We start from the raw sequence: 22,785 nt of genomic DNA, 5'->3' as shown, positions 1-22,785 counted from the left end.
TGCGGGCCTCGGCCGTCTCAGCTGACAGGCGCCGTCACGTCAGACAGCACCGTCGCTCAGCCGACAGGCACGTCACTCAGCCGACGGGCACCGGGGCCGGTGCGAACGTGCGCCGGTACGCCTGCGGGCTCGTGCCGAGCGAGCGCGCGAAGTGGTGACGCAGCACGGCGGCGGTCCCGAACCCGCACAGGCGGGCGACCTCCTCGATCCCGACGTCGCTCTGCTCGAGCAGCTCCTGCGCGCGCACGAGCCGCTGCCGGGTGATCCACGCGGCCGGGGTGGTGCCGGTCTCGGCGCGAAACCGGCGGGCGAAGGTGCGCTCCGAGACGAGCACGCGGGCGGCGAGGTCCGGGACGGACAGGTCCTCGTCGAGGTGCTCGACCATCCAGCCGAGCAGAGGCGCGAGGGTGTCCGCGTCGCAGGGCAGCGGCGTGTCGACGTACTGGGCCTGCCCGCCGTCGCGGTGCGGGGGCACGACCATGCGGCGCGCGACGGCGGACGCGGCGGCGGCGCCGAGCTCGCGTCGGACGAGGTGGAGGCACGCGTCGATGCCGGCGGCGGTGCCCGCGCTGGTGATGATCCGGTCGTCCTCGACGTAGAGGACGGCGGGGTCGACCCGGGCGGCGGGGACGCGGCGGGCGAGCTCGTCGGTGTACATCCAGTGGGTCGTGCAGCGCCGGTCGTCGAGCAGCCCGGCCTGTCCCAGCGCGAACGACCCGGAGCAGATGCTCAGGACCCACGCACCGCGGGCGTGCGCGTCGCGCAGGGCGTCCAGGACGACCTCGGGCACCGGGCCGGTGTCGCCGTAGGCGGGCATGGCGACGAGGTCGACGTCCCGGGTGGCCTCGAGGCCGTGCTCGACGACGAGCGAGAACCCGGTCTTGGTGGGCACGACACCGGGTTCGATGCCGCACACCGTGAAGTCGAACGACGGGCCCCCCGTGTCCGTGCGGTCGATGCCGAAGACCTCGCACAGGACGCCGAGCTCGAACGGTGCGGTGTTGGGGAGCGCGATCGCGGCGACGGAGCGGAGCATCTCGTCAGTATCCGTGCGGATTGGCAGAAGATCAACGGTCGCCGTCAGTTCTGCCACTCGTGGCAGGGAGTCGACGGGAGAAGACTTTCTGCCATGACGACCTTCTGGATTGTTCTCGGCCTTGTCCTCGCGGCCTGGATGGTCGCTCGCCTCGTCTCGGCCGTCCGGCGTGACGGGCTCGGTCAGCGCCGCGCACCGCGTTCGCACGACGACTGGTCCGACCTCGCGACGGACCTCCCGAGCCACCCGTACCGCGCCGCCTGAGCCGCGCAGCCCACCTCGCGCGCTGAACCGCGCCACACAACCCGACCCACCCGGCGCCTGCCACGCAGTTGCTCGTCCGGCTCCCGCTCGCCCGGACCTCGAAAGCGTGACAGGCCCGGAGATGAGCCGACGCCTCGCGCCTCGCACTGCGACACTTGTCCGCGGGCCCCGACCGGGCCCGGGCAGGGGCAGACGGCGAGGAGTGGTGCACGTGGGTGAGCTGCCGCTGCGGCTCGCGGTGGTCGGCGACGAGCTGGCCGCCGGTGTCGGCGACCCGAAGGGTCTGGGCTGGGTGGGTCGCGTGTCGGCGCGCACACCGACACCCGACCCCCTGACGGTGCTGACGCTCGCCGTCCCCGGCGAGACGAGCACCGGCCTCGGCGCCCGCTGGGAGGACGAGGTCGCCCGCCGCCTCTCCCCCGAGGCGGACAACCGGCTCGTCGTGGCGCTCGGCCGGGCCGACGTCGCCGCCGGCCTGTCGCTGGCCCGCAGCAGGCTCAACCTCGCGAACATCCTCGACGTCGCCGAGCAGCGGCGGATCCCCGCGTTCGTCGTGGGGCCGCCGCCGGGCAGCACGGCCGAGGCGGACAAGCTCGCCGACCTGTCGGCGGCGTTCGCCGACGTCGCGAACCGTCGCCGCGTGCCGTTCGTCGACACGTACAGCCCGCTCGCGGCGCACGACCAGTGGCTCGGCGACCTGGCGGCCGGGAACGGCGTGCTGCCCGGTCAGGCGGGGTACGGGCTGATGGCCTGGCTCGTGCTGCACACGGGTTGGCACTCCTGGCTGGGGCTGCCCGAGGACGGCGCCTGACCGCTCAGCACGAGCGGCCCGGCGGACGACCCCGCAGGGCCGCCCGGCAGGAGGAGCCTGCGCCAGCGCCACGGAAGCATGGTGACCCTCAGCGCAGCGTGGCGCGCACCGCCGTGAGGGCGGTGTCCAGCACGGTGCGCAGGGTGTCGACCGTCAGCTGCTCCACGGCGCCGCGCGCGTCGGCGCGTCGCAGGTCGGCCCGGATCTCGTCCCGGAACCGCTGGATCATCGCCTCGGCGTCGGCCGTCCGCAGGTGGGACGCGAGCCGCGGGTCGTCCGACGGTGTCGGGGTGTGCGGGACCGCGGAGGCGCGGGCCTGCTGGGCGGCGGCGGCGAGGTCGGCGCGCAGGCCGCGCATGGACCCGCGGACGTCGGCACGGACCTCCTCGGCCCGCTCGCGGACCGTCTCGGCGATGCCCTCCTCGAGATGGGCGAGGTCGTCGCTGCGGGCGGCGAGCTCGGCACGCCCGGCGTCGGTGAGCGAGTACGTGCTCTTGCGGTCCTCGTCGACCCGGCGGACCAGCCCCTCCTCCTCGAGCCTCGCGAGCCGGGGGTAGACCGTGCCGGGGCTGGGGCGGTAGGTGCCGCCGAAGCGGTCGGAGAGCGCCGTGATGAGCTCGTAGCCGTGCTTGGGCCCCGACTCGAGCAGGGACAGCAGGTACAGCCGGAGCTGACCGTGCGCGAACACCGGAGCCATCATCAGCCGACCCCCGTCCCCGCACCGCGCAGCACGGTGACATGCCCGGACACGGTGCTGGCCTGCACGAAGCACGCCCCGTCGCCGGTGCGGAGGTCGACCTTGCGCTGGCCCGGCCCGGAGCCCTTGTAGTCCTCGCCGTCGATCACGATGCGCCCCGAGACGGACTGCGCCTTGACCTGCACGCCGTGCCCCTGGGGCAGCCGGACGGTGACGTCGCCGGAGACCGTCGAGGCGGTCACGGACGACGTGCCGGCCGTGACGTCGAGCGTGAGCGAGCCCGAGACGGTGTTCGCCTGCACGAGGGTCAGCTGCCCGGACGCGGCGAGCTCGCCCGACACCGAGTTGAGGCGCAGGTCGCCCGCGTGGTCACGGACGACGACCTCGCCGGACACCGTCTTCGCGGCGAGCCGGCCGCGCGTGCCGTCCACCACGAGCGAGCCGGTCACGGTGGAGACCGACGAGTCCTCGGCGATGCCCACGAGAAGCCCTTCGGCGCTGACCGTGCCGAGCTTGGCCGCGACGTGGCGCGGGACGGCGATGTGCACGTCGGCGCGGTCCTTGTCCCGGAAGTTGAGGAACTTCTCGACGAACCCCTCCCAGCCGCTCAGCGTGAACGCGTAGCCCACCCGGAGCTCCCCGTTCGCGAGGCCGATCTCGAGGGGCCGGCCGTCGACGTCGTGGACCTCGATGCGCGCGCCGTCCTCGTCGTGCGCGACGACGTCGACACGGCCGCCGACGAGCTGCACCCTCAGGGAGTCGATCTGCTCGACCTCGATGATCTGCGGGCCTGCGACGACCCAGGTCTCGGTTGCCATGTCACGCTCCTCTTCGCGATATATCTCGTTCCGACGGACACGTTATATCGCGTTGCGCGGCAAGGCAAGTGACGCGTCATATCGCGTTTCCGGGCACGCCGCGACGGCCGCCCCGTCGCAGGGCGGCCGTCGCGAGGCGTCACATCGCCAGGCCGGCCTGACGCAGCTCGACCGTGAGGTCGTGCGGGTTCGACGAGGCCGCCATGGCCTCCTCGTAGGTGACCACGTCGTCCCGGACCAGCCGGAACAGGTGCTGGTCGAACGTCTGCATCTTGTAGAAGTCGCCCTCACGGATGAGGTCGAGCAGCGGCGGCGCGTCCTGCGGCTCGAGGATCGCCTCGGCCGTGCGGCCCGTGTTGACCATCACCTCCACCGCGGGCTGGCGGCCGTTGCCGTCGGCCTTGCGCACGAGGCGCTGCGAGACGATCCCGCGCAGCGCCTGCGACAGGGCGACCCGGACCTGCTTCTGCTCGTGCGGCGGGAAGAAGTCGATGATGCGGTTGATCGTCTCGGGCGCGTCGATCGTGTGCAGCGTCGACAGGACGAGGTGACCGGTCTCCGCGGCCGACAGGGCGGCCCGGACCGTCTCCACGTCACGCATCTCGCCGACCAGGATCACGTCCGGGTCCTGCCGCATCGCGGCACGCAGCGCGACCGTGAAGTCGGCCGTGTCCTGACGCACCTCGCGCTGCGAGACGATCGCCTTCTTGTCCTGGTGCAGGATCTCGATCGGGTCCTCGATCGTCACGATGTTGACCTCGCGGTACGTGTTGATGAGGTCGACCATCGACGCGAGCGTCGTCGTCTTGCCGGAGCCCGTCGGGCCCGTGACCAGCACCAGGCCACGGGGCTCGAGCGCGAGCTCCCCCACCACCTCGGGCATCCCGAGGTCGCCGAGCGACTCGGCGCCCACGGCGACCCGCCGGAACACCAGGCCGTACGTGCCGCGCGCCTGGTAGGCGTTCACGCGGAACCGCCCGACGCCCGACAGCGAGTACGCGAAGTCCGCCTCTCGCGACTCGCGGAAGGCCTCCACGAGGTCGTCCGGGAGCACCTCCTCGAGCATCCGCTCGGTGTCCGCCGGCTTCAGGTCCGGGACCTGGAGCTTGCGCAGGCGCCCGTCGACGCGCACCCGCGGGGCCGACCCCACCTTGCAGTGCAGGTCGGAGCCACCCGTGCTCGCGAGGGCGTGCAGGAACGGGATCACGGACTGCGTCGCAGGCTTCGTCACGTCAGTGAACATCGGCCGATCGGGACGCGGACTTGAGGGCCCGCCGGATGTGGGACCATGGGACGAGTCCGGCGCGCAGCACGGGCGCCAGAACCCGAGGAGACATCGATGAGCAAGCGCGGCCGCAAGCGTCGTTCCCGCAAGGGCAACTCCGCCAACCACGGCAACCGCCCGAACGCCTGAGTCGTCCGGCGGTCATCCGCAGAGCAGGACCCGCCCGGTGCACGCCACCGGGACGCACGAAGGCCCGGTGCCTCGCACCGGGCCTTCGGCACGTCCTGGGCACCGGGCCTTCGGCACGTCCTGGGCACCGGACCTTCGGCAAGTCCTGGGGCACCAGGCCCCGGCACGTCCGGTCCGACGACCGCGACCGGGTCAGTCGGTGACCGTCACCCGCATCACCGTCAGCTGCTCGTGGATGCGCAGGCGCAGCGCCTCGGGGGCCACCTCCTGGCACCCCCGCTTCACGAGGTGCTTGACCACGACGTCGACGTCGTACTCCTCGAGGCAGCCCCGGCACTCCGCGAGGTGCGAGCGCACGGTCTGGGCGTCGAGGTCCGGGAGCTCGGAGTCGAGGTACTCCCACAGGCGGTCCAACGCGTCGGTGCAGTTGTTGCCGCAGCCGCCGGCGAGCTGTTCTGCCGGCTCCTCCCACTCGCTCATCGAGCACCCTCCGGTGCGGTCGGCGCCGAGGCGACCAGCCCACGACCGCGCGCGTAGTCCGCGAGCAGGTCGCGCAGCTGGGCGCGGCCACGGTGCAGCCGGGACATCACCGTCCCGATCGGCGTGCCCATGATCTCGGCGATCTCCTTGTAGGCGAAGCCCTCCACGTCGGCCAGGTACACAGCGATCCGGAACTCCTCGGGGATCCGCTGCAGGGCGTCCTTGACGTCGGAGTCGGGCAGGTGGTCGAGCGCCTCGGCCTCGGCGGACCGCAGCCCGCTCGACGTGTGCGACTCGGCCCGCGCGAGCTGCCAGTCCTCGATCTCCTCCGACCGGGACTGCTGCGGCTCGCGCTGCTTCTTGCGGTACGAGTTGATGTACGTGTTGGTGAGGATGCGGTAGAGCCACGCCTTGAGGTTCGTGCCGGGCCGGTACTGGTGGAACGCGGCGAACGCCTTCGCGAACGTCTCCTGGACCAGGTCCTCCGCGTCCGCGGGGTTGCGCGTCATGCGCAGGGCAGCGCCGTAGAGCTGGTCCAGGTAGACCAGCGCTTCGGCCTCGAACCGTTCGGTGCGTGCCGCGTCGTCCTCGGACTCGGGGGCGCGGTTGATGTCCTCGCTCATCGCCCGCGAGCCTAGTCCGTCTTGCTGGGGGGCACCTGAGGGCGGGGTCCACGGACGGAACAGGGCGTCGAGCGTCGCGACGGCGGCCTGTCGGGTCTCGGGTCGCGTCGGGGCGGCGCAGCTCATGCGGAGCACAACCACGACCGACCGACGACCATTCCCGCACCCGCCCGGCACGCCGTCCCACGGTCGGCCCTGCGGCCGGTCCCGTGCCCGATCTCGCACCCGGTCCAGCACCCGGTCCAGCACCCGGTCCCGCGACGGTGCGGCGGCCCCACCTCGGCACTAGCGTGACCCGCAGGGCGCGCGCCGCGCGCCGGAGGAGGAGAAGCCCGTGCTGCTGCGCCGAGTCGCCCGCTCGCTGTTCGCCTCCTGGTTCATCTCGGAGGGCCTGGGGGTCGTCCGGCACCCCGCGCCGCACGCCGCGGACGCCTCGGCGGCCCTCACCGCCTGGCGCGCCCGGCTGCCCGAGGCCGCGATCGACGTGGTGCCCGGCGGCGTCCTGCGCCGGGAGCTCACCGACCGGCAGCTCACGACCGCCGTCCAGCTCCACGGCGCCGCCCTCGCCGGCGCGGGTGTGCTGCTCGCGCTCGGCAAGGCCCCGCGGACCGCGGCGCTCGCCCTGGCCGCGCTGACGGCGCCCCTCGTGGTCGTCAACCTCCCCGACAAGCGCGCGGACGCCGGCGACCGGGTGCTGCGCCGTCAGCGCCGCGACCGGCTCGTCCGGGCGCTGGCGTTCGCCGCGGGCGCCGTCCTCGTCGCCGCGGACCGTGAGGGGCGTCCGGGGATCGGCTGGCGGGTCCAGCACGCGCTCGAGGAACGGGCCGCGACCAGCACCGACTGACGGCCCGCACCGCGATGGACGGCCGGGGGTCGCCGGGGGCCGGGGCACTAACCTGGGCGCCATGACGCTCCTCGACGCCGCGACCCCTTCGGCCGCCGCCCTGTGGCCCGCCCCGCAGGCGCTCGGGCCGCTCGACGCGCTGGTCGACGTGCCCGGGTCGAAGTCGCTGACCAACCGCTACCTCGTCCTGGCCGCGCTCGCCGACGGCCCGGGCCGGCTCCGGGGGGCGCTGCGCTCGCGCGACACGCGGCTCATGGCACAGGCGCTCGGCTCGCTCGGGGTGGCCGTCGACGACGAGGGCGCCGACTGGGTCGTCACGCCCGGTTCGCTCACGGGCGCGACCACGATCCACTGCGGGCTCGCCGGCACGGTCATGCGGTTCCTGCCCGCCGTCGCGGCCCTCGCCGACGGGCCGGTCCGGTTCGACGGCGACGCGACCGCGCTCGTGCGCCCCATGGGCCCCGTGCTCGCCGCGCTGCGCCAGCTCGGCGTCCGGGTCGACGAGCACGGCGAGCCGGGCCACCTGCCGTTCACGGTGCACGGACGCGGCGGGCTGCTCGGGGGCCAGGTCGACGTGGATGCGTCGGGGTCCAGCCAGTTCGTCTCGGGCCTGCTGCTGGCGGCCGCGCGGTTCACCCAGGGCCTCACCGTCCGGCACACCGGGCGGACGCTGCCGAGCCTGCCCCACATCGAGATGACGGTCGCGGTGCTGCGGGCGGCCGGCGTCGAGGTGGACGACTCCCGGCCGGCGATCTGGCACGTCTCGCCCGGCCCGGTCGCGGCGCGCGACGTGCGGGTCGAGCCGGACCTGTCGAACGCGGCGCCGTTCCTGTGCGCTGCGCTCGTGGCGGGCGGGACCGTCCGGGTGCCGGGCTGGCCGTCGTCGACGACGCAGCCGGGGGGCCTGCTGCCGGGCATCCTCGAGCGGATGGGCGGCACGACGAGCCTCGACGGCGACGTCCTGAGCGTCTCCGGCACCGGCGTCGTCCGCGGCGTCGATCTCGACCTGCACGCCGCCGGCGAGCTGGCGCCCACGATCGCGGCGCTGGCGGTCCTCGCCGGCTCCCCCACCCGGCTGCGCGGCATCGCGCACCTGCGCGGGCACGAGACCGACCGCCTCGCGGCGCTGGCGAACGAGATCACGCGCGTCGGCGGCCAGGCCGAGCAGACCGCGGACGGGCTCGTCATCACGCCGCGACCGCTCGCCGCGGGCACGTGGCGGACGTACGAGGACCACCGGATGGCGACCGCCGGCGCGCTCGTCGGGCTGCGCGTGCCCGGGCTCGAGGTCGAGGACGTCGCGACCACCGGCAAGACGCTGCCCGACTTCGTCGGGATGTGGACGAGCATGCTCGCCGGCGGTGCCGACACCACCTCGGGGACGGCGCCCGCCTGATGCCGACGCGGCGCTACGACGAACGGGACGTCCGCGTGCGTCCCGGCCGTGGGTCGCGACCGCGCACCAAGCAGCGCCCCGAGCACGCCGACGCCGAGACCGCGCTGGTCACGGGCGTCGACCGCGGCCGGTACGCCGTGCTGGTGGACCCCGACGGGCCCGACGAGCGCCGGGCCATCGCGATGAAGGCCCGCGAGCTGGGCCGCGAGCGGGTGGTCCCCGGCGACCGGGTGGACCTCGTGGGCGACACCACGGGCGACGACGGGTCGCTGTCCCGGATCGTGCGGATCGGCGAGCGTCGCACGGTGCTGCGCCGGACTGCCGACGACACCGACCCCGTCGAGCGGGTCATCGTCGCGAACGCCGACCAGCTCGTCATCGTCACCGCGTTGGCCGACCCCGAGCCCCGCACGAGGATGATCGACCGGTGCGTCGCGGCCGCCTACGACGCCGGGATGGACGCGCTGCTGGCCCTGACGAAGGCCGACCTCGCCGACCCCGCGGACCTGGTCGGGATGTACGCGCCGATCGGCGTACGGGTCGTGGTCACCCGGACCGAAGGGCTGAAGGAGAGCCGCACGATCCACGGGCTGGAGGACGTGCGCGCGGCGCTCGACGGCCGCACGTCGGTGCTCGTCGGGCACTCCGGCGTGGGCAAGTCGACGCTCGTCAACGCGCTGGTCCCCGACGCGTACCGCGCGGTGGGTGTCGTCAACGACGTGACCGGTCGCGGGCGGCACACGTCGACCTCGGCGGTCGCGCTGCGGGTGCCGGCGACGGCGGGCCCGACGTGGGTCATCGACACGCCCGGTGTCCGGTCGTTCGGGCTCGCGCACGTCGACCCGCAGCACCTGCTCGGTGCGTTCGCGGACCTCGCGGAGGTGTCGCAGGAGTGCCCGCGCGGCTGCACGCACAGCGACGACTCCCCGGACTGCGCGCTCGACGACTGGGTCGCCGACTCCCCCGACGACGTCACGCGGGCCGCCCGGGCGGCCCGGGTCGAGTCGTTCCGGCGTCTCCTGGCGAGCCGGTTGGGCACCGCGGACGACCCGCGCGAACCGTCCCGTCCGTGACCGGCGTGACCTGCCTGTCCGCGAGGCGCCAGCCGCTACGGTGAGCGGCATGAACCTGCGCCCCGGGTACGACGACGACCTGCGCCTCGCGCACGTGATGGCCGACCAGGTGGACGGCCTGACGATGTCCCGGTTCAAGGCTCAGGACCTGCGCGTCGAGACCAAGCCGGACCTCACGCCCGTGTCCGACGCGGACAAGGCCGCGGAGGAGCTCATCCGCGGCCAGCTGTCACGGGCCCGCCCCCGGGACGCCGTGCAGGGCGAGGAGATGCCCGACACGGGCCACGGGCCGCGCCGCTGGGTCGTGGACCCGATCGACGGCACGAAGAACTTCGTCCGCGGCGTGCCCGTGTGGGCCACGCTCATCGCGCTGCTCGACGGCGACGAGGTCGTCGTCGGGGTCGTCAGTGCGCCTGCCCTGGGCCGCCGCTGGTGGGCCGCGCAGGGGTCCGGGGCGTGGACCGGGAAGTCGCTCGCGGCGGCGTCCCGCCTGCGGGTGTCCGCGGTGGACCGGCTGTCGGACGCGTCGTTGTCGTACTCGAGCCTGTCCGGATGGCGGCAGCACGGGCAGCTCGACAACCTGCTGACGCTCGAGCGGACCGTGTGGCGGTCGCGGGCGTACGGGGACTTCTGGTCGCACGTGCTCGTCGCCGAGGGCGCCGTGGACGTCTCGTGCGAGCCCGAGCTCGCGCTGCACGACATGGCGGCCCTCGTGCCGATCGTCACGGAGGCGGGCGGGCGGTTCACGTCCGTGCGCGGGGTGCCGGGGCCGTTCGGCGGGTCCGCGCTCGTGTCGAACGGGCTGCTGCACGAGGCGGCGCTCGAGGTCCTGGACCCGCTGCCCGAGGACTGACCGGTCGCGTCGGCGCCGTCGGCTGGCACGATCGAAGGCATGACCGAACCGCACCGTGAGGACCGCGCCGCGTCGTTCGAGCGCGGTGCCGGCGCCTACCACGCGGCCCGGCCCGGGTACCCCACCGACGTGGTCCGGTGGGTCGTGCCGGAGGGTGCGCGGGACGTGCTCGACCTCGCCGCCGGCACGGGCAAGCTCACCGCCGAGCTGGTCGGGCTGGGCCTGCACGTCGTGGCCGTCGAGCCGTCGGACGCCATGCGCGCCGAGCTCGTCGGGAGCCTTCCAGGCGTCGACGCCCGCGCTGGGACCGCGGACGCGACGGGGCTGCCCGACGCCTCCGTCGACGCCGTGACCGTCGCGCAGGCGTGGCACTGGTTCGACCCGCCGACGGCGTCCGCGGAGCTCGCCCGCGTGCTGCGGCCGCACGGGCAGGTGGCCGTGCTGTGGAACATCCGGGACGACGAGACCGACTGGGTGGGCCGGTGGACGGAGATCGTGCACCGGGGAGACACGCTGACCACCGTGTACGCCGAACCCGCGCTGGGCGACCGCTTCACGGCTCCCGAGCACGCGACGTTCCGGTGGGCGGCACCCATGCGGCCGGCCGACCTGCGGCTGCTCGCCGCGAGCCGCAGCCACCTCCTGGTGCTGCCCGACGACGAGCGCGAGGCGCTCCTCGACGCGATCGACGAGCTCGTCGCGACCCACCCCGACCTGCGGGGGCGCGACACCGTCGACCTGCCGTACCGCACCGAGTGCTGGCGGGCGCTGCTGGCCTGACGGCGGCTCAGAGGCCGAGCACGTCCGGCAGCGCGTCGAGGGCGTGCACGACCGTGACGCCGGCCCGCACGACCCGCTCGTCGGAGATCGGGTGCCGCCGTCCACCGGGACGGTCCAGCCAGATCCCCAGCAGCCCTGCGGCACGGGCGGCCTCCGCGTCGACGTCGAGCTCGTCGCCCACGTACGCCGTCCGCGCAGGCTCCGTGCCGAGCCTGCGGCACGCCTCCGCGAACACGTCCGGGTGCGGCTTGCCGTAGCCGAGCGTGTCGACGCCGACGAGCATCGGGACCCGGTCGACGAGCCCGACGCGCTCGAGCTTCGACGTCTGGTACGCGACCGACGCGTTCGACAGCGCACCGACGGCGACGCCGGCGCCGAGCAGCCGGTCGACGACCTCGGCGACGTCCGGGTGCGCCGCCCAGGCGGACGAGAACCCGTCCTCGAACACCGCGTTCCACCCGGTGTACGCGTCGGCGTCGAGCGCCGGCCCGCCGAACCGGGCGTGCAGCTCGTTGGCGCGGGCCATCCGCTGCTCGGTGTACCCGACCTCGCCGCGCGTGTAGGCCGCGTAGTGCCCGTTGACGTCCGCCCGCCAGACGGCGACGACCTCGTCGTGGCGCTCGGGCGGCAGCGTCGGCAGGTAGCGCCGCGTGACGATCCCGAGCGCCGCGACGAACGCGCCCCGGGTGTCGACCAGCGTGTCGTCGATGTCGAACAGCACACCGTCGACCCGCGGCGTCCCCGTCACAGCGTGGCGCGCAGCGTCGCGAGACGAGCCAGCGTCGACGCCTTGCCGAGGATCTCCATGGACTCGAACAGCGGCGGCGACACCCGACGGCCGCTCAGTGCGACACGCAGCGGCGTGAACGCGAACCGGGGCTTGAGGCCCAGACCGTCGATCAGCGCGGCCTGCAGGGCCTCCTGGGTCGCCGCCGTGGTGAAGCCGTCCTCGGGGAGCGCGGCGAGGGCGGCGTGCGCGGCGTCGAGCGCCGCGACGGAGTCCTCGCGCAGGGCACCCCGTGCGTCGTCCTCGATCGTGAGCGCGTCGTCCGCGACGAACAGGAAGCCCAGCATCGGGACGGCCTCGCCGAGCAGCGTGATGCGCTCCTGGACGAGCGGCGCGCCCGCGTCGAGCAGCGCCCGGTGCGCCGGCTCCAGGTCCGCGTACGAGTCCGCCGGGACCAGGCCGCCGCGGTGCAGGTACGGGACGAGCCGGTCGCGGAAGTCGTCGGCCGCGAGCAGGCGCACGTGCGCCGAGTTGATCGCCTCGGCCTTCTTCAGGTCGAACCGCGCCGGGTTCGGGTTGACGTCGGCGATGTCGAACGCCGCGACGAGCTCCGCCATCGTGAACACGTCGTTGTCCGGCGAGATGCCCCAGCCGAGCAGGGCCAGGTAGTTCAGGAGCCCCTCGGGCGTGAAGCCGCGCTCGCGGTGCAGGAACAGGTCCGACTCCGGGTCGCGCTTCGAGAGCTTCTTGTTGCCCTCCCCCATCACGTACGGCATGTGCCCGAACTGCGGGACGACGCTCGCGATCCCGAGGTCCAGCAGGGCGCGGTACAGCACGACCTGACGCGGGGTCGACGACAGCAGGTCCTCGCCGCGCAGCACGTGCGTGATCCCCATGAACGCGTCGTCCACCGGGTTGACCAGCGTGTACAGCGGGTGGCCGTTGGCGCGCACGATCACGTAGTCCGGCACCGAGCCGGCCTTGAACGTGATGTCGCCCCGGACCAGGTCCGTGAACGTGATGTCCTCGTCGGGCATCCGGATGCGCAGCACCGGCTCGCGGCCCTCGGCACGGTAGGACGCCTTCTGCTCGTCCGTGAGGTCGCGGTCGTACCCGTCGTAGCCGAGCTTCGGGTCGCGGCCCGCCGCCTTGTGCCGGGCCTCGATCTCCTCGGGCGTCGAGAACGACTCGTACGCGTACCCACCCTCGACCAGGCGCCGCACCACGTCCGCGTACAGGTCGTAGCGCTGCGACTGCCGGTACGGCTCGTGCGGGCCCCCCACCTCGACGCCCTCGTCCCAGTCCAGGCCCAGCCAGCGCAGCGCGTCGAGGAGCTGCAGGTAGCTCTCCTCGGAGTCGCGCGCCGCGTCGGTGTCCTCGATGCGGAACACGAACGCGCCGCCCGTGTGGCGGGCGTACGCCCAGTTGAACAACGCCGTGCGGATCATGCCGACGTGCGGCGTCCCGGTCGGCGACGGGCAGAAGCGGACGCGCACGGCGGAGCCGGCAGGAGCGGGGGTGGTCACGGGACCAGGGTAGTTGCGTCCGCGGAGGACCCGGTCGACGTATCACGGGCCGCCCCGCGAGGTCCTTTCCCACACGGGCGTCACCGACACCCGCTCGACGACGAGAGGTCCGCACCATGTCCAGCCATCCGGGCGCGACCCGCGCCACGGCGCACGTGACGCCGTGGCTCCGCGAGGTCCTCCTGCCCTCCGACATCGCCCCGCTGCCCGCACCGGCACCCGCCGACGACGACGCCGTCGACCCGTGGGACCCGCCGGACCTGAGGATGCTGCGCGCCGCCTCGTCGCCCGTCCTCGCCGCAGGCCGCCAGGGCTGAACGTCAGCTGCGGCGCAGCACCGGGTTGCGGAGCACGCTCGCTCGTCCGCGACCTCGTCGAGCTCCGGTCAGATGCGGCGCAGCACCGGGTTGCGGAGCACGCTCGCTCGTCCGCGACCTCGTCGCGCTCCCGTCAGCTGCGGCGCAGCACCGGGTTGCGGAGCACGCCGATCTCCTCGACCTCGACCTCGACGATGTCGCGGTCCACGATCGGGCTCACCCCGGCGGGCGTGCCCGTGAGGATCACGTCGCCGGGGAGCAGCGTGAAGACCTCGGACACGTACGACACGAGGTACGCGGTGTCGAAGATCATCTGCGACGTCCGGCCGTCCTGCTTCGTCTCGCCGTTGACCCGCGCGCTCACGCCGAGGTCGTCGACGTCGAGCCCCGGCACGATCCACGGACCGATGGGGCACGAGCCGTCGAAGCCCTTGGCGCGGGTCCACTGCAGGTCGGACCGCTGGATGTCGCGCGCGGTGACGTCGTTGGCGACGGTGAAGCCGAACACGTGGTCGAGCGCACGCTCGGGGCTGACGTCCTTCGTGACCTTGCCGATGACGACGGCGAGCTCGGCCTCGTGCTCGACGTGCTCGGTCCAGTCCGGCAGCACGATCGGGTCGTCCGGGCCGATCACCGAGGTGTTGGGCTTGAGGAACAGCAGCGGCGCCGTCGGGACCTCGTTGCCCATCTCCTTGGCGTGGTCCGCGTAGTTGCGGCCGACGCCGATGATCTTCGAGCGCGGGATCACCGGGGCTAGCAGCCGCACGGCGTCGTCGTCGAGCGGGATGCTCTCGCCCGTGGGCTGCACCGGCGTGTAGAGCGGGTCGCCCGTGATGACCACGAGCTCCTCCGCGCCGGGCTCCCCCTCGACGAGGGCGTAGCGGGGGTCTCCTCCGGTGGTGAATCTCGCGATGCGCACGCTCGAAGCCTAGGGCGTCCCCCGGGCCTCGACGCGCCGGCGTCCGCGCCGTCCGGCCACCCGAGGACGACCTAGACCCGCAGCGCCGCCATCGTGCCCGCCATCTCCTGGGAGAGCGCCACGATGCCGTCCATGCTCTCGTCCACCGTGGACAGCGCGTGGGCGCTCGTCGAGGCGCTCGTGGCGACGGACGTGATGCTCGAGGCGATCTCGCCGGCCCGGCCGGCCGCGTCGACCGCACCGCGGGACATCTCGTTCGTCGTGGCGGTCTGCTCCTCGACGGCCGACGCGATGGTGAGCTGGTAGTCGTTGATGCGCTCGATGATCTGGGAGATCTCGGCGATCGCCGCGACCGCGGCCTTCGTGTCGTCCTGGATGGCCTCGACCCGGCGGGCGATGTCCTCGGTGGCGCGGGCCGTCTCGGACGCGAGCTCCTTGACCTCACCGGCGACGACCGCGAAGCCCTTGCCGGCCTCCCCGGCGCGCGCCGCCTCGATCGTCGCGTTGAGGGCCAGCAGGTTCGTCTGCTCCGCGATGGACGTGATGACCTTGACGAACTTGCCGATCTCCTGGCTGGACAGCCCGAGCTTGGCGACCTGGTCGTTCGTCGCGACGGCCACCTCGGTGGCGTGCGCGGCGACCTTGGCGGCCTCGGACGCGTTCTGCGCGATCTCCCGGATGCTCGCGCCCATCTGCTCGGCCCCCGCCGCGACGGTCCGCACGGTGCGGGAGACCTCCTGGGCCGAGACGGCGACGGCCTCGGCCTCGGCGGACGTCTCACCGGCGGCGCGCGCACCGGCGCGCGACGCGTCGCGCACGCTGTCGGCCGTCTCGGACGTGTGCGAGGCGGTCTGCGTCACCTGCCCGACGAGGACGGACATCGACGCGATCGCCCCGTCGAGCGCCGCCCCGGCGCGCGAGATCTCGCCGCCGCCGTCGAGCCCGGTGCGCTGGGACAGGTCGCCGCGCGAGATCGCGACGGCGACGTCGAGGATCCGGCCCGCCGGGCGGGAGACGTCGCGGGTGACCTTGCCCGCAGCGAACGTCGCGAAGCCCACGGCCACGACGCCGAGGGCGAGCATCGCGAGGAACCACTGCCGCTGCGCGGCGTCCTGCTGGGTCGCGAGGGCTGCGACCGCCGCGTCGTCCTCGACGAGCTGGGCGATCCGGGTGGCGTACCCGTGCTGGCTGTGCGTCGCCATGACCCCCAGGCCGATCGCCAGGCCGGTCATGGCGGTGAGCACGCCGAACACGGAGTACATCCGTCGGCCGATGGACAGTCCGCGCCAACCACGCATGAAGGATTCCGATCCGGTACAAGGAGGCGCGACGGCAGGCACCTCATTGCCGGTCCCATCGGCCGCCGACCGGCAGTGTTGACCGGTCCCGGTCACGCAGTGCCGACGACCACCCGTTCGGAGCCGGTCAGACGCGGGCGAGGACCTCGCCGTGCAGCACGGCGAACCAGCCGTCGGGCTGCTCGCCCCACTCCCGCCACGCGTCCGCGAGCAGCTCGAGACCGACCTCGTCGGCGAGACCGTGGTCGATGGCCTGCGCCGCGAAGTTGGAGGCGACCGAGCGGTCCGCCCACAGGCCCGCCCACCAGGTCCGGTCCTCGGGCGTCGCGTAGCACCACACGCCGGCGCTCGGCACGATCCCGGCGGGGTCGAAGCCGGCCTCCCGCACCCAGGCGAGCAGCTTGCGACCGGCGTTCGCCTCGGCACGGTTGGCCTGCGTGACCTCGTGGTAGAGCGCGAGCCACTCGTCGAGCCCGGGCGACGGCGGGTACCACGTCATGCCCGAGTAGTCGGCGTCACGGACGGCGACGAGGCCGCCGGGCCGCGTCACGCGCCGCATCTCGCGCAGCGCCGAGATGGGCTCGGTGAGGTGCTGGAGCACCTGGTGCGCGTGCACCACGTCGAACGTGTCGTCCTCGAACGGCAGCGCGTACGCGTCGGCGACCTCGAACGTCACGTTGGAGGCGCCGGCCTCCTTGGCGGCGTCGCGCGCGATCTCCACGACCGCCTCGGACGTGTCCACGCCGATGACCTCACCGGGCTCGAGACGGGCGGCGAGGTCGATCGTCACCGAGCCCGGCCCGCAGCCCACGTCGAGCAGGCGCGTGCCGGGCACGAGCGCGGGCAGGAGGTAGCCGGCGGAGTTCTCGGCGGTGCGCCACCGGTGGGAGCGCAGCACCGACTCGTGGTGCCCGTGCGTGTAGACATCGGGGTTCGCCGGCGTGTTCACATCGAACTGTAACCATTTCGAACCGGTGGATTTCAACGGCCGGGACGGTTTGTTTCGATGGATGAGATCTGACGGTCACCCGGCGAGCGCGGCCACCGAGAAGGCCACCGCGAGCAGCGGGACGAGGCCCTGCGTGAGGGCCGCGCGAGCCATCCGCCGGTCGGTCGCGACCAGGACCAGCGCCGCCGCCAGCATCGACCCGCACGCCAGCAGCACGAGCGCGAGGCCGACCGACTCGTCGCCGGTCGCGGCGAGCACCACCCCGACCACCGCGCCGACCGCGAGGAACAGGTTGTAGAAGCCCTGGTTCAGCGCCCAGGGCCGCACCGCGGCCACGTCCTGCGGCCGGGTCCGGAACCGGGCGTGCACGTCGGGGCGCGTGAACAGCACCGCCTCCAGCACGAAGATCACGACGTGGAGGACCGCGGCGACGGCGGCCAGGACGAGGGCGGCAGCGAGCACGCGGACAGTCTCCCGGTGCCCGGACCGCCGGGCAACGACCCCGACCTACCCTGGAGGCATGACCTCGACGGCACTGGGCCTGCGCGCGCTCGACGCACGGACCTGGGCACCCCTCGCCGCCGACCACGCGGCACGGGCCGACGCCCTCACGGCCGCGCACCGGGCACGCCGCGCCGCGGGCGAGAAGCACGCCGTCGAGGACTTCCTGTTCGAGTACTACCCCACCAAGCCCGCGGCCCTGCGCCGCTGGCACCCCGGCGCGGGCGTCGTGCTCCTGCCGGACGGCGACGGACCCGCGGCGCAGGGTGCGTGGCGCTGGTACCGCACGGACGACGACGGCGCGGTGACGCTCGACGTCGACGCGTTCCTCGCCGACCGGGGGGACACCGTCCGGTTCGTCGTCGGCCTGCTGTCGGCGACCGCGGCGCGGCCGGCGTTCACCGGCTGCTTCGGCCTGCACGAGTGGGCGATGGTCTACCGGCAGGACGAGCACCGCCACCCGCTGCCGCTGCGGCTCGGCGACGCCGGGACCGACCGGGTCGTCGAGACGCACCGCATCCGGTGCTCGCACTTCGACGCGTTCCGCTTCTTCACCCCGTCCGCGACGCCGCTCAACGCCCTGCAGCCGACGCGCGAGTCGCAGGTCGCGCTCGAGCAGCCGGGGTGCCTGCACGCGGCGATGGACGTCTACAAGTGGGCGACCAAGCTCGGCCCGCTCGTGCCGGGCGACGTGCTGCTCGACGCGTTCGAGCTCGCGCGGGAGATCCGGACCCTCGACATGCAGGCGTCGCCGTACGACGTGAGCTCCTACGGCCTCGACCCGGTGGCGATCGAGACGCCCGAGGGCAAGGCCGAGTACGTGCGCCGGCAGCGCGACTTCGCGGCCCGGTCCGACGCCGTGCGGGCGCGTCTGCTCGCCGCGTGCCGGGCGGTCGGCGTCACGCCCTGACGGCCGGCACCTCGACGGACGCCCGCGGATAGCATCCCGGCATGCGCCGCATCGTCGGGGTCGACGCCGCACGGGGGCTCGCCGTCCTCGGGATGATGACGGCGCACGTGGGCCCGGACGACCACGGCCCGGTCCCGCCCGGCGGCCTCGCGCAGCTCGCCGACGGGCGGCCCGCGGCCCTGTTCGTCGTGCTGGCCGGGCTGTCGCTGGCGCTGCTGTCGGGCGGGCAGGAGGTCGCCACCGGCACCCGGCTCGTGCAGGCCCGGGTGCGGATCCTCGTGCGGGCGCTCCTGCTCTTCGGCCTGGGCGAGCTCCTCGTGCTGCTCGGCACCCCGATCGCCGTGATCCTGCCGACCTACGGGCTGATGTTCACGTTCGGGTGCGTCGCCCTGCGCTGGTCACGGCCGTCGCTCCTCGCGGGCGCGGCCCTGTTCGCCGTCGTCGGGCCGCCCCTGGCGCAGTCGCTCGCCACGACCCTGGACGGATGGCCGTTCGCCGGGGTCACCGACCTCGCGGTCGGGCACTACTACCCGGCGCTCGTGTGGACGGCGTACCTGCTGGTCGGCCTGGCCGTCGGGCGCTGCGACCTGCGCTCGCCGCGGCTCCGGGCGGCGGGCGCGCTCGTCGGCGTCGGGCTCGTGGTGCTCGGCCACGGCGGCTCGTGGGTCGCCCGGCACGTGCTCGGCTGGCCCGAGCGGTTCGCGACGTCCGCACCTCACTCGTCCACCACGTTCGAGGTCGTCGGCAACGTCGGCGTCGCGCTCCTCGTGCTGGCCGGTGCCCTGGTCGCGGCGGACCGGTGGCCGCGTGCCCTCGCGCCGCTCGCGGCGGTGGGGTCGCTGGCCCTGTCCGCCTACACGGTGCACCTGGTGGCGATCGCCGCCCTCGGGCCCGCGGTCGTCCGCGACCCGACGGTCGGCAGTTGGCTCGCGTTCCTCGTCACGACGGTCGCCCTGTGCTGGCTGTGGGCGTCGACCGTGGGGCGCGGACCGTTCGAGTGGCTCCTGCACCGGGTGTCGACGGCGGCGGCGGACGTCGGGACGCGCGACGAGCCGACGGGATCGCCGTCCCGCGTCGGGTGACCGCCGCGAGCGCGCCGACGACGACCCCTTCGGCGGCGACGAGCCCGTGGGCGTCCCCGAGCCGGGTCCACGCCGCCAGCGCCGCGACGAGCGTGACCAGGCCGAGCAGCCGTGGGCCCCACCGCGGGCCGACCACGGCGAGCGCTCCGGCGAGGGTGCCGCCGAGGAAGAACGTGACGCCCGAGCTGCCCGCGTAGGTGCTCGGGTCGTCGGCCGGTGCACCGCCGGCCGTCGACCCGACGAGGACGGGCACCGCGACCGCGCAGGCGACGAGCACGACGAGCACCCGGCTCCCCCAGCACCACTCGGCGAGCGCCGCCACGGCGGCGAGCGTGAGCAGGTTGAACGCGATGCCAGCCGGTCCCCCGTTCTGGAGGAGGACGGCCGTGCCGTGCCGCCACCAGCCCGTGCGCGCCGGGTCCGCGTCGAGCGCGGCGGTCGCTGCGGGCCACACGGCCTGCAGCACGACGCCGGCGACCGCGAGCGCCGTGAGGCCGACCGCGCACCACGGCACGGGCCGGTACGGGACGGTGTCGCCGTCGACGAGCACGAGGCCCGACACGAGCAGCAGCACCATCACGACCGCCGTCGCCGCGAGCTCTCCCATGGCTCCTCCGTCCGTCGTCGCCCTCCCGACGGTAGCGGATTCGAACACTGTTAGAAAGAGTCGATATGCTGCGCCCATGAAGCTCACGCGCGACCGCGTCGTCGATGCCGGCCTCGAGGTGCTCGCCGAGGACGGACTCGCCGGCGTGACCATGCGAGCCACCGCCCGACGCCTCGACGCACAGGCCGGCTCGCTCTACTACCACGTCGCCGACCGGGCCCACCTCGTGCGACTCATGGCCGACCGCGTCGCCCAGCGGGCCTACGACGCCGGGACCCGCGAGCTCGCGGACCTCCCCGACCCGGACGACTGGCGGTCCGCCGTCCGCGTCCAGGCGACCACGCTGCGCACGACGATCCGGGAGCACGCCGGGGGCGCCGTCCTCCTCGCGTCCGCGCCGTCGCTGGCGAGCACCGGAGCCCTGCAGCTCATGGAGCGCCTCCTCGCGACCCTCGCCCGCGCCGGCGTGCCGGTCGGCGAGCGCGCGGTCGCCGCCGACGCCGTGCTGAGCCACGTCACCGGCTTCGTGCTCCAGGAGCAGACCGCCGCACCCGTCGGCCCGCCCGACGTCGACGGCCTCGCGGGGCTCGCCGCCGCGTTCCCGCTCACGTTCCAGAGCATGGGCGCCGGGCCCGACGACGAGGACGCGACGTTCGCTCGCGGGGTGGACCTGCTGTGCGCGGGGATCGCCGCGCACCTCGACGGCCGCCGATAGCCCGACGGCGAAGGCCCGCGGCGCGCCCGCCGCGGGCCTCGTCCGTCGCCTCAGCGGGCGGTGCAGGTCACCGTCGGCGCAGCGGTGCTGCCCGTCGACGACCCGATGAACCCGAACGACGTGCTCGCTCCCCCGGCGAGCGCGCCGTTCCAGGCGACGTTCGTCGCGGTCGACGTCGACCCGCTCGTCGTCACGGTCACGTTCCACGCCTGCGTCAGGCCCTGGCCGGACGGGAAGGTCACGGCCACGGACCAGGCCGAGACCGGCGCGGAGCCGGCGGTCACCTTCACGTCCGCCTGGAAGCCGTTCTGCCACCGGCTCACCACGGTCAACGCCGCGGCGCAGCCCTGACCCGAGGACGTCGGGGTCGGGGTGGGCGTCGGAGTCGGCGTCGGCGTCGGGGTGGGCGTTGGCGTCGGCGTCGGGGTGGGCGTCGGCGTCGGGGTCGGCGTCGCCGTCGGGACCGGCGTCGTCGGCCCGCCCCACGCCTGCGTACCGTCGAGCCAGGCCGCCCGGCGGGTCAGCCAGCTCTGCATCTCCTGGACCTGCCCCTGCCACGTCCCAGTCGTCGACGTGACGAACGGGCCGATCAGCCGCGTCGTGAGGTTGGGGAACTTCTGGAAGTTGCGGTTCGCCGCCCCGTTGAGCGGCGTGGTGAGCGCGGCGACCCGGGAGGTCATCTGAGCGTCGGACAGCGGCCCGCGCCGCAGCTCCTGCCACCGCACCTTCACCCGGTTCACGAACGCGGGGTCCTTCATGAGGACCTGGAACCAGTCGTTGGCGACGGGCGTGCGGGTCTGCTCGTACTGCCAGCCGCTGATCTGGTCGTTGTTGAAGTACCCGCCGACGCCGTACGTCAGGTCGTGGTCCCACAGCGGGCCCGCGGTGACCTTGCCGCCGCGGTCCTTGAAGAAGTACTGGCTGCGGATGTAGGCGTCCATCTCGCGGCTGAGCTCGTTGACGATGATCTGGTCGACGAACGACGGCACGTCGAGGTAGGCCGCGTACCCGGTGGCCGGGTCGGCGTACCCGGGACTGTGCAGGGCGTCGTTGAGCTGCTGCACGTACTGGGTGAGGTACGCCTTCTGGGCGGGTGCGAGGTCGGTGGGGTCCTTCACCTCGAGGTCGCGCCAGCACGTCGCGGCGGCGCCCGTGCAGGTGAGCGTCGGCTCCTCGGCGGCCTGCCACTCGAACGCGAACACGTACCCGCCCTCGACCTTCGGTGGGGTGAGGTCGTCGGCCTTGAGCTTCTTGAGGTCGAGGCGGTCCTTCGAGTTCTTGATGGTCTCCTCGAGCATGTAGACGCCCTGGTAGTCGTCGGCCGCGACGGGCTGGGCGTCGGTGTTCACGTACACCTCGACGAGCCTGTAGCGCGGCGCGTGCATCCCCATCGCGCGGCCGAGGTCGAGCGTGAACGCCTCGCGGACGAGCGACTTGTCGCTGAACGGTCCGCGCAGCACCCAGTCGGAGTCGGCCGGCATGCCGCCGAGGGACAGGTCGAGGTCGTCGTCGGTGTTGTCCCGCAGCTCCAGCCGGTACGGGACCTTGGCGAACATCCGGCTCGACTGTCCACGCAGGTGGAACCCGGCGCGCGAGACGACCGTCGGGGTCGCGGCGAGGTTCGTCGTGCCGCCGCTCGGGTCGAGCTGCACGACGGCGAGGTTCTTCCAGTCGTCGGTGGCGGCGCCCTGGCCGTAGTCGTCGAGGACGAGGACGGGCAGGTCGTGCGCGGTGGTGACCGCCGTGGCCACGTACTGCGCGGAGCCGGCGGCTCCGGCGGCGGCGCCGTCGACGTAGGCCTGCGCGCGGATCTCGGTGCTGCGGGTGAGCCGGATCGGCCCGCCGTAGAGCGTCGACGAGGCGGTGGGCGCCGTGCCGTCCGTGGTGTACCGGATCTGGGCTCCGGACGCTGCGGTGCTCAGGCTGACCGAGAGCTGCCCCTGGAACGTCCCGCTCGGCGCCGAGTAGACGATGTCACCGGCCAGTCCGGTGTCGACGGCGGCGGCCACCGCCGCGCCGACGGGGGCCCGGGTCGGCGCGGCGGTGGCGGGCACTGCGGCGGCGGCGCTCACCCCCACGACGGCGAGCGCGACGAGCAGCGCGGTCGCCGGGCGCCTCGGGGAACTGCTGGTCGTACGGGGCATC

General features: G+C 73.9%; 25 protein-coding genes. 12 read left to right on the top strand and 13 right to left on the bottom strand.

What is annotated here, in order from left to right:
• Window positions 1–76: 76 nt before the first annotated feature.
• Window positions 77–1,036, bottom strand: a complete 960-nt coding sequence (locus tag Cch01nite_RS15885; RefSeq protein WP_203757186.1) for a GlxA family transcriptional regulator — start codon at window positions 1,034–1,036, stop codon at window positions 77–79.
• A 93-nt stretch (window positions 1,037–1,129) separates the two neighbouring features.
• On the opposite strand from Cch01nite_RS15885, the gene Cch01nite_RS15880 reads away from it, so the two are divergent.
• Entirely contained in the window at window positions 1,130–1,300 is a 171-nt protein-coding gene (locus Cch01nite_RS15880; protein ID WP_203757184.1) for a hypothetical protein, read from the top strand.
• Between the two features lie 211 nt (window positions 1,301–1,511).
• Window positions 1,512–2,111 carry a GDSL-type esterase/lipase family protein gene (locus Cch01nite_RS15875; protein ID WP_203757182.1) on the top strand — a complete coding sequence of 200 codons (600 nt, stop codon included), beginning with the start codon at window positions 1,512–1,514 and terminating at the stop codon, window positions 2,109–2,111.
• 88 nt (window positions 2,112–2,199) lie between these two features.
• Here Cch01nite_RS15875 and Cch01nite_RS15870 read toward each other — a convergent pair whose 3' ends face one another.
• The 3 genes from Cch01nite_RS15870 to Cch01nite_RS15860 form a co-directional block, all read right to left on the bottom strand.
• Entirely contained in the window at window positions 2,200–2,811 is a 612-nt protein-coding gene (locus Cch01nite_RS15870; RefSeq protein WP_373309949.1) for a PadR family transcriptional regulator, read from the bottom strand.
• On the bottom strand, window positions 2,811–3,626 hold the full coding sequence (locus Cch01nite_RS15865) for a DUF4097 family beta strand repeat-containing protein (RefSeq protein ID WP_203757179.1): 816 nt from the start codon (window positions 3,624–3,626) through the stop codon (window positions 2,811–2,813). The genes Cch01nite_RS15870 and Cch01nite_RS15865 overlap by 1 nt, the downstream gene beginning before the upstream one ends.
• 139 nt (window positions 3,627–3,765) lie before the next feature.
• Entirely contained in the window at window positions 3,766–4,857 is a 1,092-nt protein-coding gene (locus tag Cch01nite_RS15860) for a type IV pilus twitching motility protein PilT (RefSeq protein ID WP_239070752.1), read from the bottom strand.
• Between the two features lie 108 nt (window positions 4,858–4,965).
• On the opposite strand from Cch01nite_RS15860, the gene Cch01nite_RS23060 reads away from it, so the two are divergent.
• Window positions 4,966–5,040: a 50S ribosomal protein bL37 gene (locus Cch01nite_RS23060; RefSeq protein WP_373309952.1), complete on the top strand. Its 75-nt coding sequence runs from the start codon at window positions 4,966–4,968 to the stop codon at window positions 5,038–5,040.
• Between the two features lie 192 nt (window positions 5,041–5,232).
• Here the strand turns inward: Cch01nite_RS23060 and rsrA are convergent, their stop codons facing one another.
• Together rsrA and Cch01nite_RS15850 are read right to left on the bottom strand one after the other, a co-directional pair.
• Entirely contained in the window at window positions 5,233–5,520 is a 288-nt protein-coding gene (gene rsrA, locus Cch01nite_RS15855) for a mycothiol system anti-sigma-R factor (RefSeq protein WP_203757175.1), read from the bottom strand.
• Window positions 5,517–6,269 (bottom strand): sigma-70 family RNA polymerase sigma factor, encoded by a 753-nt coding sequence (locus Cch01nite_RS15850; protein ID WP_275407219.1) that lies wholly within the window; start codon window positions 6,267–6,269, stop codon window positions 5,517–5,519. Before Cch01nite_RS15850 ends, rsrA begins: the two co-directional genes overlap by 4 nt.
• 208 nt (window positions 6,270–6,477) lie before the next feature.
• Here Cch01nite_RS15850 and Cch01nite_RS15845 point away from each other — a divergent pair, with 208 nt between their 5' ends.
• The 5 genes from Cch01nite_RS15845 (at window position 6,478) to Cch01nite_RS15825 (ending at window position 11,089) form a co-directional block, all read left to right on the top strand.
• Complete coding sequence (locus Cch01nite_RS15845) at window positions 6,478–6,987, top strand: DoxX family protein (RefSeq protein WP_203757171.1); 510 nt, start codon at window positions 6,478–6,480, stop codon at window positions 6,985–6,987.
• A gap of 61 nt (window positions 6,988–7,048) precedes the next feature.
• The gene (gene aroA / locus Cch01nite_RS15840; protein WP_203757169.1) at window positions 7,049–8,383 is read left to right on the top strand and encodes a 3-phosphoshikimate 1-carboxyvinyltransferase; all 1,335 of its coding nucleotides are present in this window, start codon (window positions 7,049–7,051) and stop codon (window positions 8,381–8,383) included.
• On the top strand, window positions 8,383–9,456 hold the full coding sequence (rsgA, locus tag Cch01nite_RS15835) for a ribosome small subunit-dependent GTPase A (protein WP_203757167.1): 1,074 nt from the start codon (window positions 8,383–8,385) through the stop codon (window positions 9,454–9,456). The genes aroA and rsgA overlap by 1 nt, the downstream gene beginning before the upstream one ends.
• Before the next feature lie 49 nt (window positions 9,457–9,505).
• Complete coding sequence (locus Cch01nite_RS15830) at window positions 9,506–10,309, top strand: inositol monophosphatase family protein (RefSeq protein WP_203757159.1); 804 nt, start codon at window positions 9,506–9,508, stop codon at window positions 10,307–10,309.
• Window positions 10,310–10,348: 39 nt separating this feature from the next.
• The gene (locus Cch01nite_RS15825) at window positions 10,349–11,089 is read left to right on the top strand and encodes a class I SAM-dependent methyltransferase (protein ID WP_203757157.1); all 741 of its coding nucleotides are present in this window, start codon (window positions 10,349–10,351) and stop codon (window positions 11,087–11,089) included.
• A 7-nt stretch (window positions 11,090–11,096) separates the two neighbouring features.
• Here the strand turns inward: Cch01nite_RS15825 and Cch01nite_RS15820 are convergent, their stop codons facing one another.
• Window positions 11,097–11,837, bottom strand: coding sequence for an HAD family hydrolase (locus Cch01nite_RS15820; protein WP_203757155.1), 741 nt, complete (start codon window positions 11,835–11,837; stop codon window positions 11,097–11,099).
• Window positions 11,834–13,342, bottom strand: a complete 1,509-nt coding sequence (gene gltX / locus Cch01nite_RS15815) for a glutamate--tRNA ligase (protein ID WP_203757153.1) — start codon at window positions 13,340–13,342, stop codon at window positions 11,834–11,836. Before gltX ends, Cch01nite_RS15820 begins: the two co-directional genes overlap by 4 nt.
• A gap of 116 nt (window positions 13,343–13,458) precedes the next feature.
• Between gltX and Cch01nite_RS15810 the strand changes: the two genes are divergently transcribed.
• Complete coding sequence (locus Cch01nite_RS15810; protein WP_203757151.1) at window positions 13,459–13,659, top strand: hypothetical protein; 201 nt, start codon at window positions 13,459–13,461, stop codon at window positions 13,657–13,659.
• A gap of 133 nt (window positions 13,660–13,792) precedes the next feature.
• Here the strand turns inward: Cch01nite_RS15810 and Cch01nite_RS15805 are convergent, their stop codons facing one another.
• From Cch01nite_RS15805 to Cch01nite_RS15790, 4 genes are all read right to left on the bottom strand, one after another.
• Window positions 13,793–14,578: a fumarylacetoacetate hydrolase family protein gene (locus Cch01nite_RS15805; RefSeq protein WP_203757150.1), complete on the bottom strand. Its 786-nt coding sequence runs from the start codon at window positions 14,576–14,578 to the stop codon at window positions 13,793–13,795.
• Window positions 14,579–14,649: 71 nt separating this feature from the next.
• Complete coding sequence (locus Cch01nite_RS15800; RefSeq protein ID WP_203757148.1) at window positions 14,650–15,876, bottom strand: methyl-accepting chemotaxis protein; 1,227 nt, start codon at window positions 15,874–15,876, stop codon at window positions 14,650–14,652.
• Window positions 15,877–16,003: 127 nt separating this feature from the next.
• Window positions 16,004–16,825: a methyltransferase domain-containing protein gene (locus Cch01nite_RS15795; RefSeq protein ID WP_203757146.1), complete on the bottom strand. Its 822-nt coding sequence runs from the start codon at window positions 16,823–16,825 to the stop codon at window positions 16,004–16,006.
• Window positions 16,826–16,900: 75 nt separating this feature from the next.
• On the bottom strand, window positions 16,901–17,287 hold the full coding sequence (locus Cch01nite_RS15790; RefSeq protein ID WP_203757144.1) for a DUF1304 domain-containing protein: 387 nt from the start codon (window positions 17,285–17,287) through the stop codon (window positions 16,901–16,903).
• 58 nt (window positions 17,288–17,345) lie between these two features.
• On the opposite strand from Cch01nite_RS15790, the gene Cch01nite_RS15785 reads away from it, so the two are divergent.
• The 3 genes from Cch01nite_RS15785 to Cch01nite_RS15775 all read left to right on the top strand — a co-directional run bounded on the left by Cch01nite_RS15785 (window position 17,346) and on the right by Cch01nite_RS15775 (window position 20,640).
• Complete coding sequence (locus Cch01nite_RS15785; RefSeq protein ID WP_203757141.1) at window positions 17,346–18,236, top strand: 3-methyladenine DNA glycosylase; 891 nt, start codon at window positions 17,346–17,348, stop codon at window positions 18,234–18,236.
• A gap of 41 nt (window positions 18,237–18,277) precedes the next feature.
• On the top strand, window positions 18,278–19,318 hold the full coding sequence (locus Cch01nite_RS15780) for a heparan-alpha-glucosaminide N-acetyltransferase domain-containing protein (protein ID WP_203757139.1): 1,041 nt from the start codon (window positions 18,278–18,280) through the stop codon (window positions 19,316–19,318).
• A 683-nt stretch (window positions 19,319–20,001) separates the two neighbouring features.
• Window positions 20,002–20,640 (top strand): TetR/AcrR family transcriptional regulator C-terminal domain-containing protein, encoded by a 639-nt coding sequence (locus Cch01nite_RS15775; protein ID WP_203757137.1) that lies wholly within the window; start codon window positions 20,002–20,004, stop codon window positions 20,638–20,640.
• Between the two features lie 50 nt (window positions 20,641–20,690).
• Here Cch01nite_RS15775 and Cch01nite_RS15770 read toward each other — a convergent pair whose 3' ends face one another.
• Window positions 20,691–22,784 carry a CotH kinase family protein gene (locus Cch01nite_RS15770; RefSeq protein WP_203757135.1) on the bottom strand — a complete coding sequence of 698 codons (2,094 nt, stop codon included), beginning with the start codon at window positions 22,782–22,784 and terminating at the stop codon, window positions 20,691–20,693.
• Window position 22,785 lies beyond the last annotated feature (1 nt).

This window comes from Cellulomonas chitinilytica, assembly GCF_016862675.1.
In the GTDB taxonomy this organism is placed as follows: Bacteria; Actinomycetota; Actinomycetes; order Actinomycetales; family Cellulomonadaceae; genus Cellulomonas; species Cellulomonas chitinilytica.
The sequence above is the reverse complement of the archived record's forward strand: the minus strand, read 5'-3'. Positions and strand labels throughout refer to the sequence as shown.

What these genes read in the sequence shown, in the direction of transcription:
- Cch01nite_RS15850 (WP_275407219.1), bottom strand. Translation starts at nt 6,269, where the DNA reads ATGAGCTGCGCCGCCCCGACGCGACCCGAGACCCGACAGGCCGCCGTC.
- Cch01nite_RS15830 (WP_203757159.1), top strand. Translation starts at nt 9,506, where the DNA reads ATGAACCTGCGCCCCGGGTACGACGACGACCTGCGCCTCGCGCACGTG.
- Cch01nite_RS15785 (WP_203757141.1), top strand. Translation starts at nt 17,346, where the DNA reads ATGACCTCGACGGCACTGGGCCTGCGCGCGCTCGACGCACGGACCTGG.
- Cch01nite_RS15880 (WP_203757184.1), top strand. Translation starts at nt 1,130, where the DNA reads ATGACGACCTTCTGGATTGTTCTCGGCCTTGTCCTCGCGGCCTGGATG.
- Cch01nite_RS15800 (WP_203757148.1), bottom strand. Translation starts at nt 15,876, where the DNA reads ATGCGTGGTTGGCGCGGACTGTCCATCGGCCGACGGATGTACTCCGTG.
- Cch01nite_RS15885 (WP_203757186.1), bottom strand. Translation starts at nt 1,036, where the DNA reads ATGCTCCGCTCCGTCGCCGCGATCGCGCTCCCCAACACCGCACCGTTC.
- rsrA (WP_203757175.1), bottom strand. Translation starts at nt 5,520, where the DNA reads ATGAGCGAGTGGGAGGAGCCGGCAGAACAGCTCGCCGGCGGCTGCGGC.
- Cch01nite_RS15810 (WP_203757151.1), top strand. Translation starts at nt 13,459, where the DNA reads ATGTCCAGCCATCCGGGCGCGACCCGCGCCACGGCGCACGTGACGCCG.
- Cch01nite_RS15775 (WP_203757137.1), top strand. Translation starts at nt 20,002, where the DNA reads ATGAAGCTCACGCGCGACCGCGTCGTCGATGCCGGCCTCGAGGTGCTC.
- Cch01nite_RS15825 (WP_203757157.1), top strand. Translation starts at nt 10,349, where the DNA reads ATGACCGAACCGCACCGTGAGGACCGCGCCGCGTCGTTCGAGCGCGGT.
- Cch01nite_RS15770 (WP_203757135.1), bottom strand. Translation starts at nt 22,784, where the DNA reads ATGCCCCGTACGACCAGCAGTTCCCCGAGGCGCCCGGCGACCGCGCTG.
- Cch01nite_RS15865 (WP_203757179.1), bottom strand. Translation starts at nt 3,626, where the DNA reads ATGGCAACCGAGACCTGGGTCGTCGCAGGCCCGCAGATCATCGAGGTC.
- Cch01nite_RS15780 (WP_203757139.1), top strand. Translation starts at nt 18,278, where the DNA reads ATGCGCCGCATCGTCGGGGTCGACGCCGCACGGGGGCTCGCCGTCCTC.
- Cch01nite_RS15870 (WP_373309949.1), bottom strand. Translation starts at nt 2,811, where the DNA reads ATGATGGCTCCGGTGTTCGCGCACGGTCAGCTCCGGCTGTACCTGCTG.
- aroA (WP_203757169.1), top strand. Translation starts at nt 7,049, where the DNA reads ATGACGCTCCTCGACGCCGCGACCCCTTCGGCCGCCGCCCTGTGGCCC.
- rsgA (WP_203757167.1), top strand. Translation starts at nt 8,383, where the DNA reads ATGCCGACGCGGCGCTACGACGAACGGGACGTCCGCGTGCGTCCCGGC.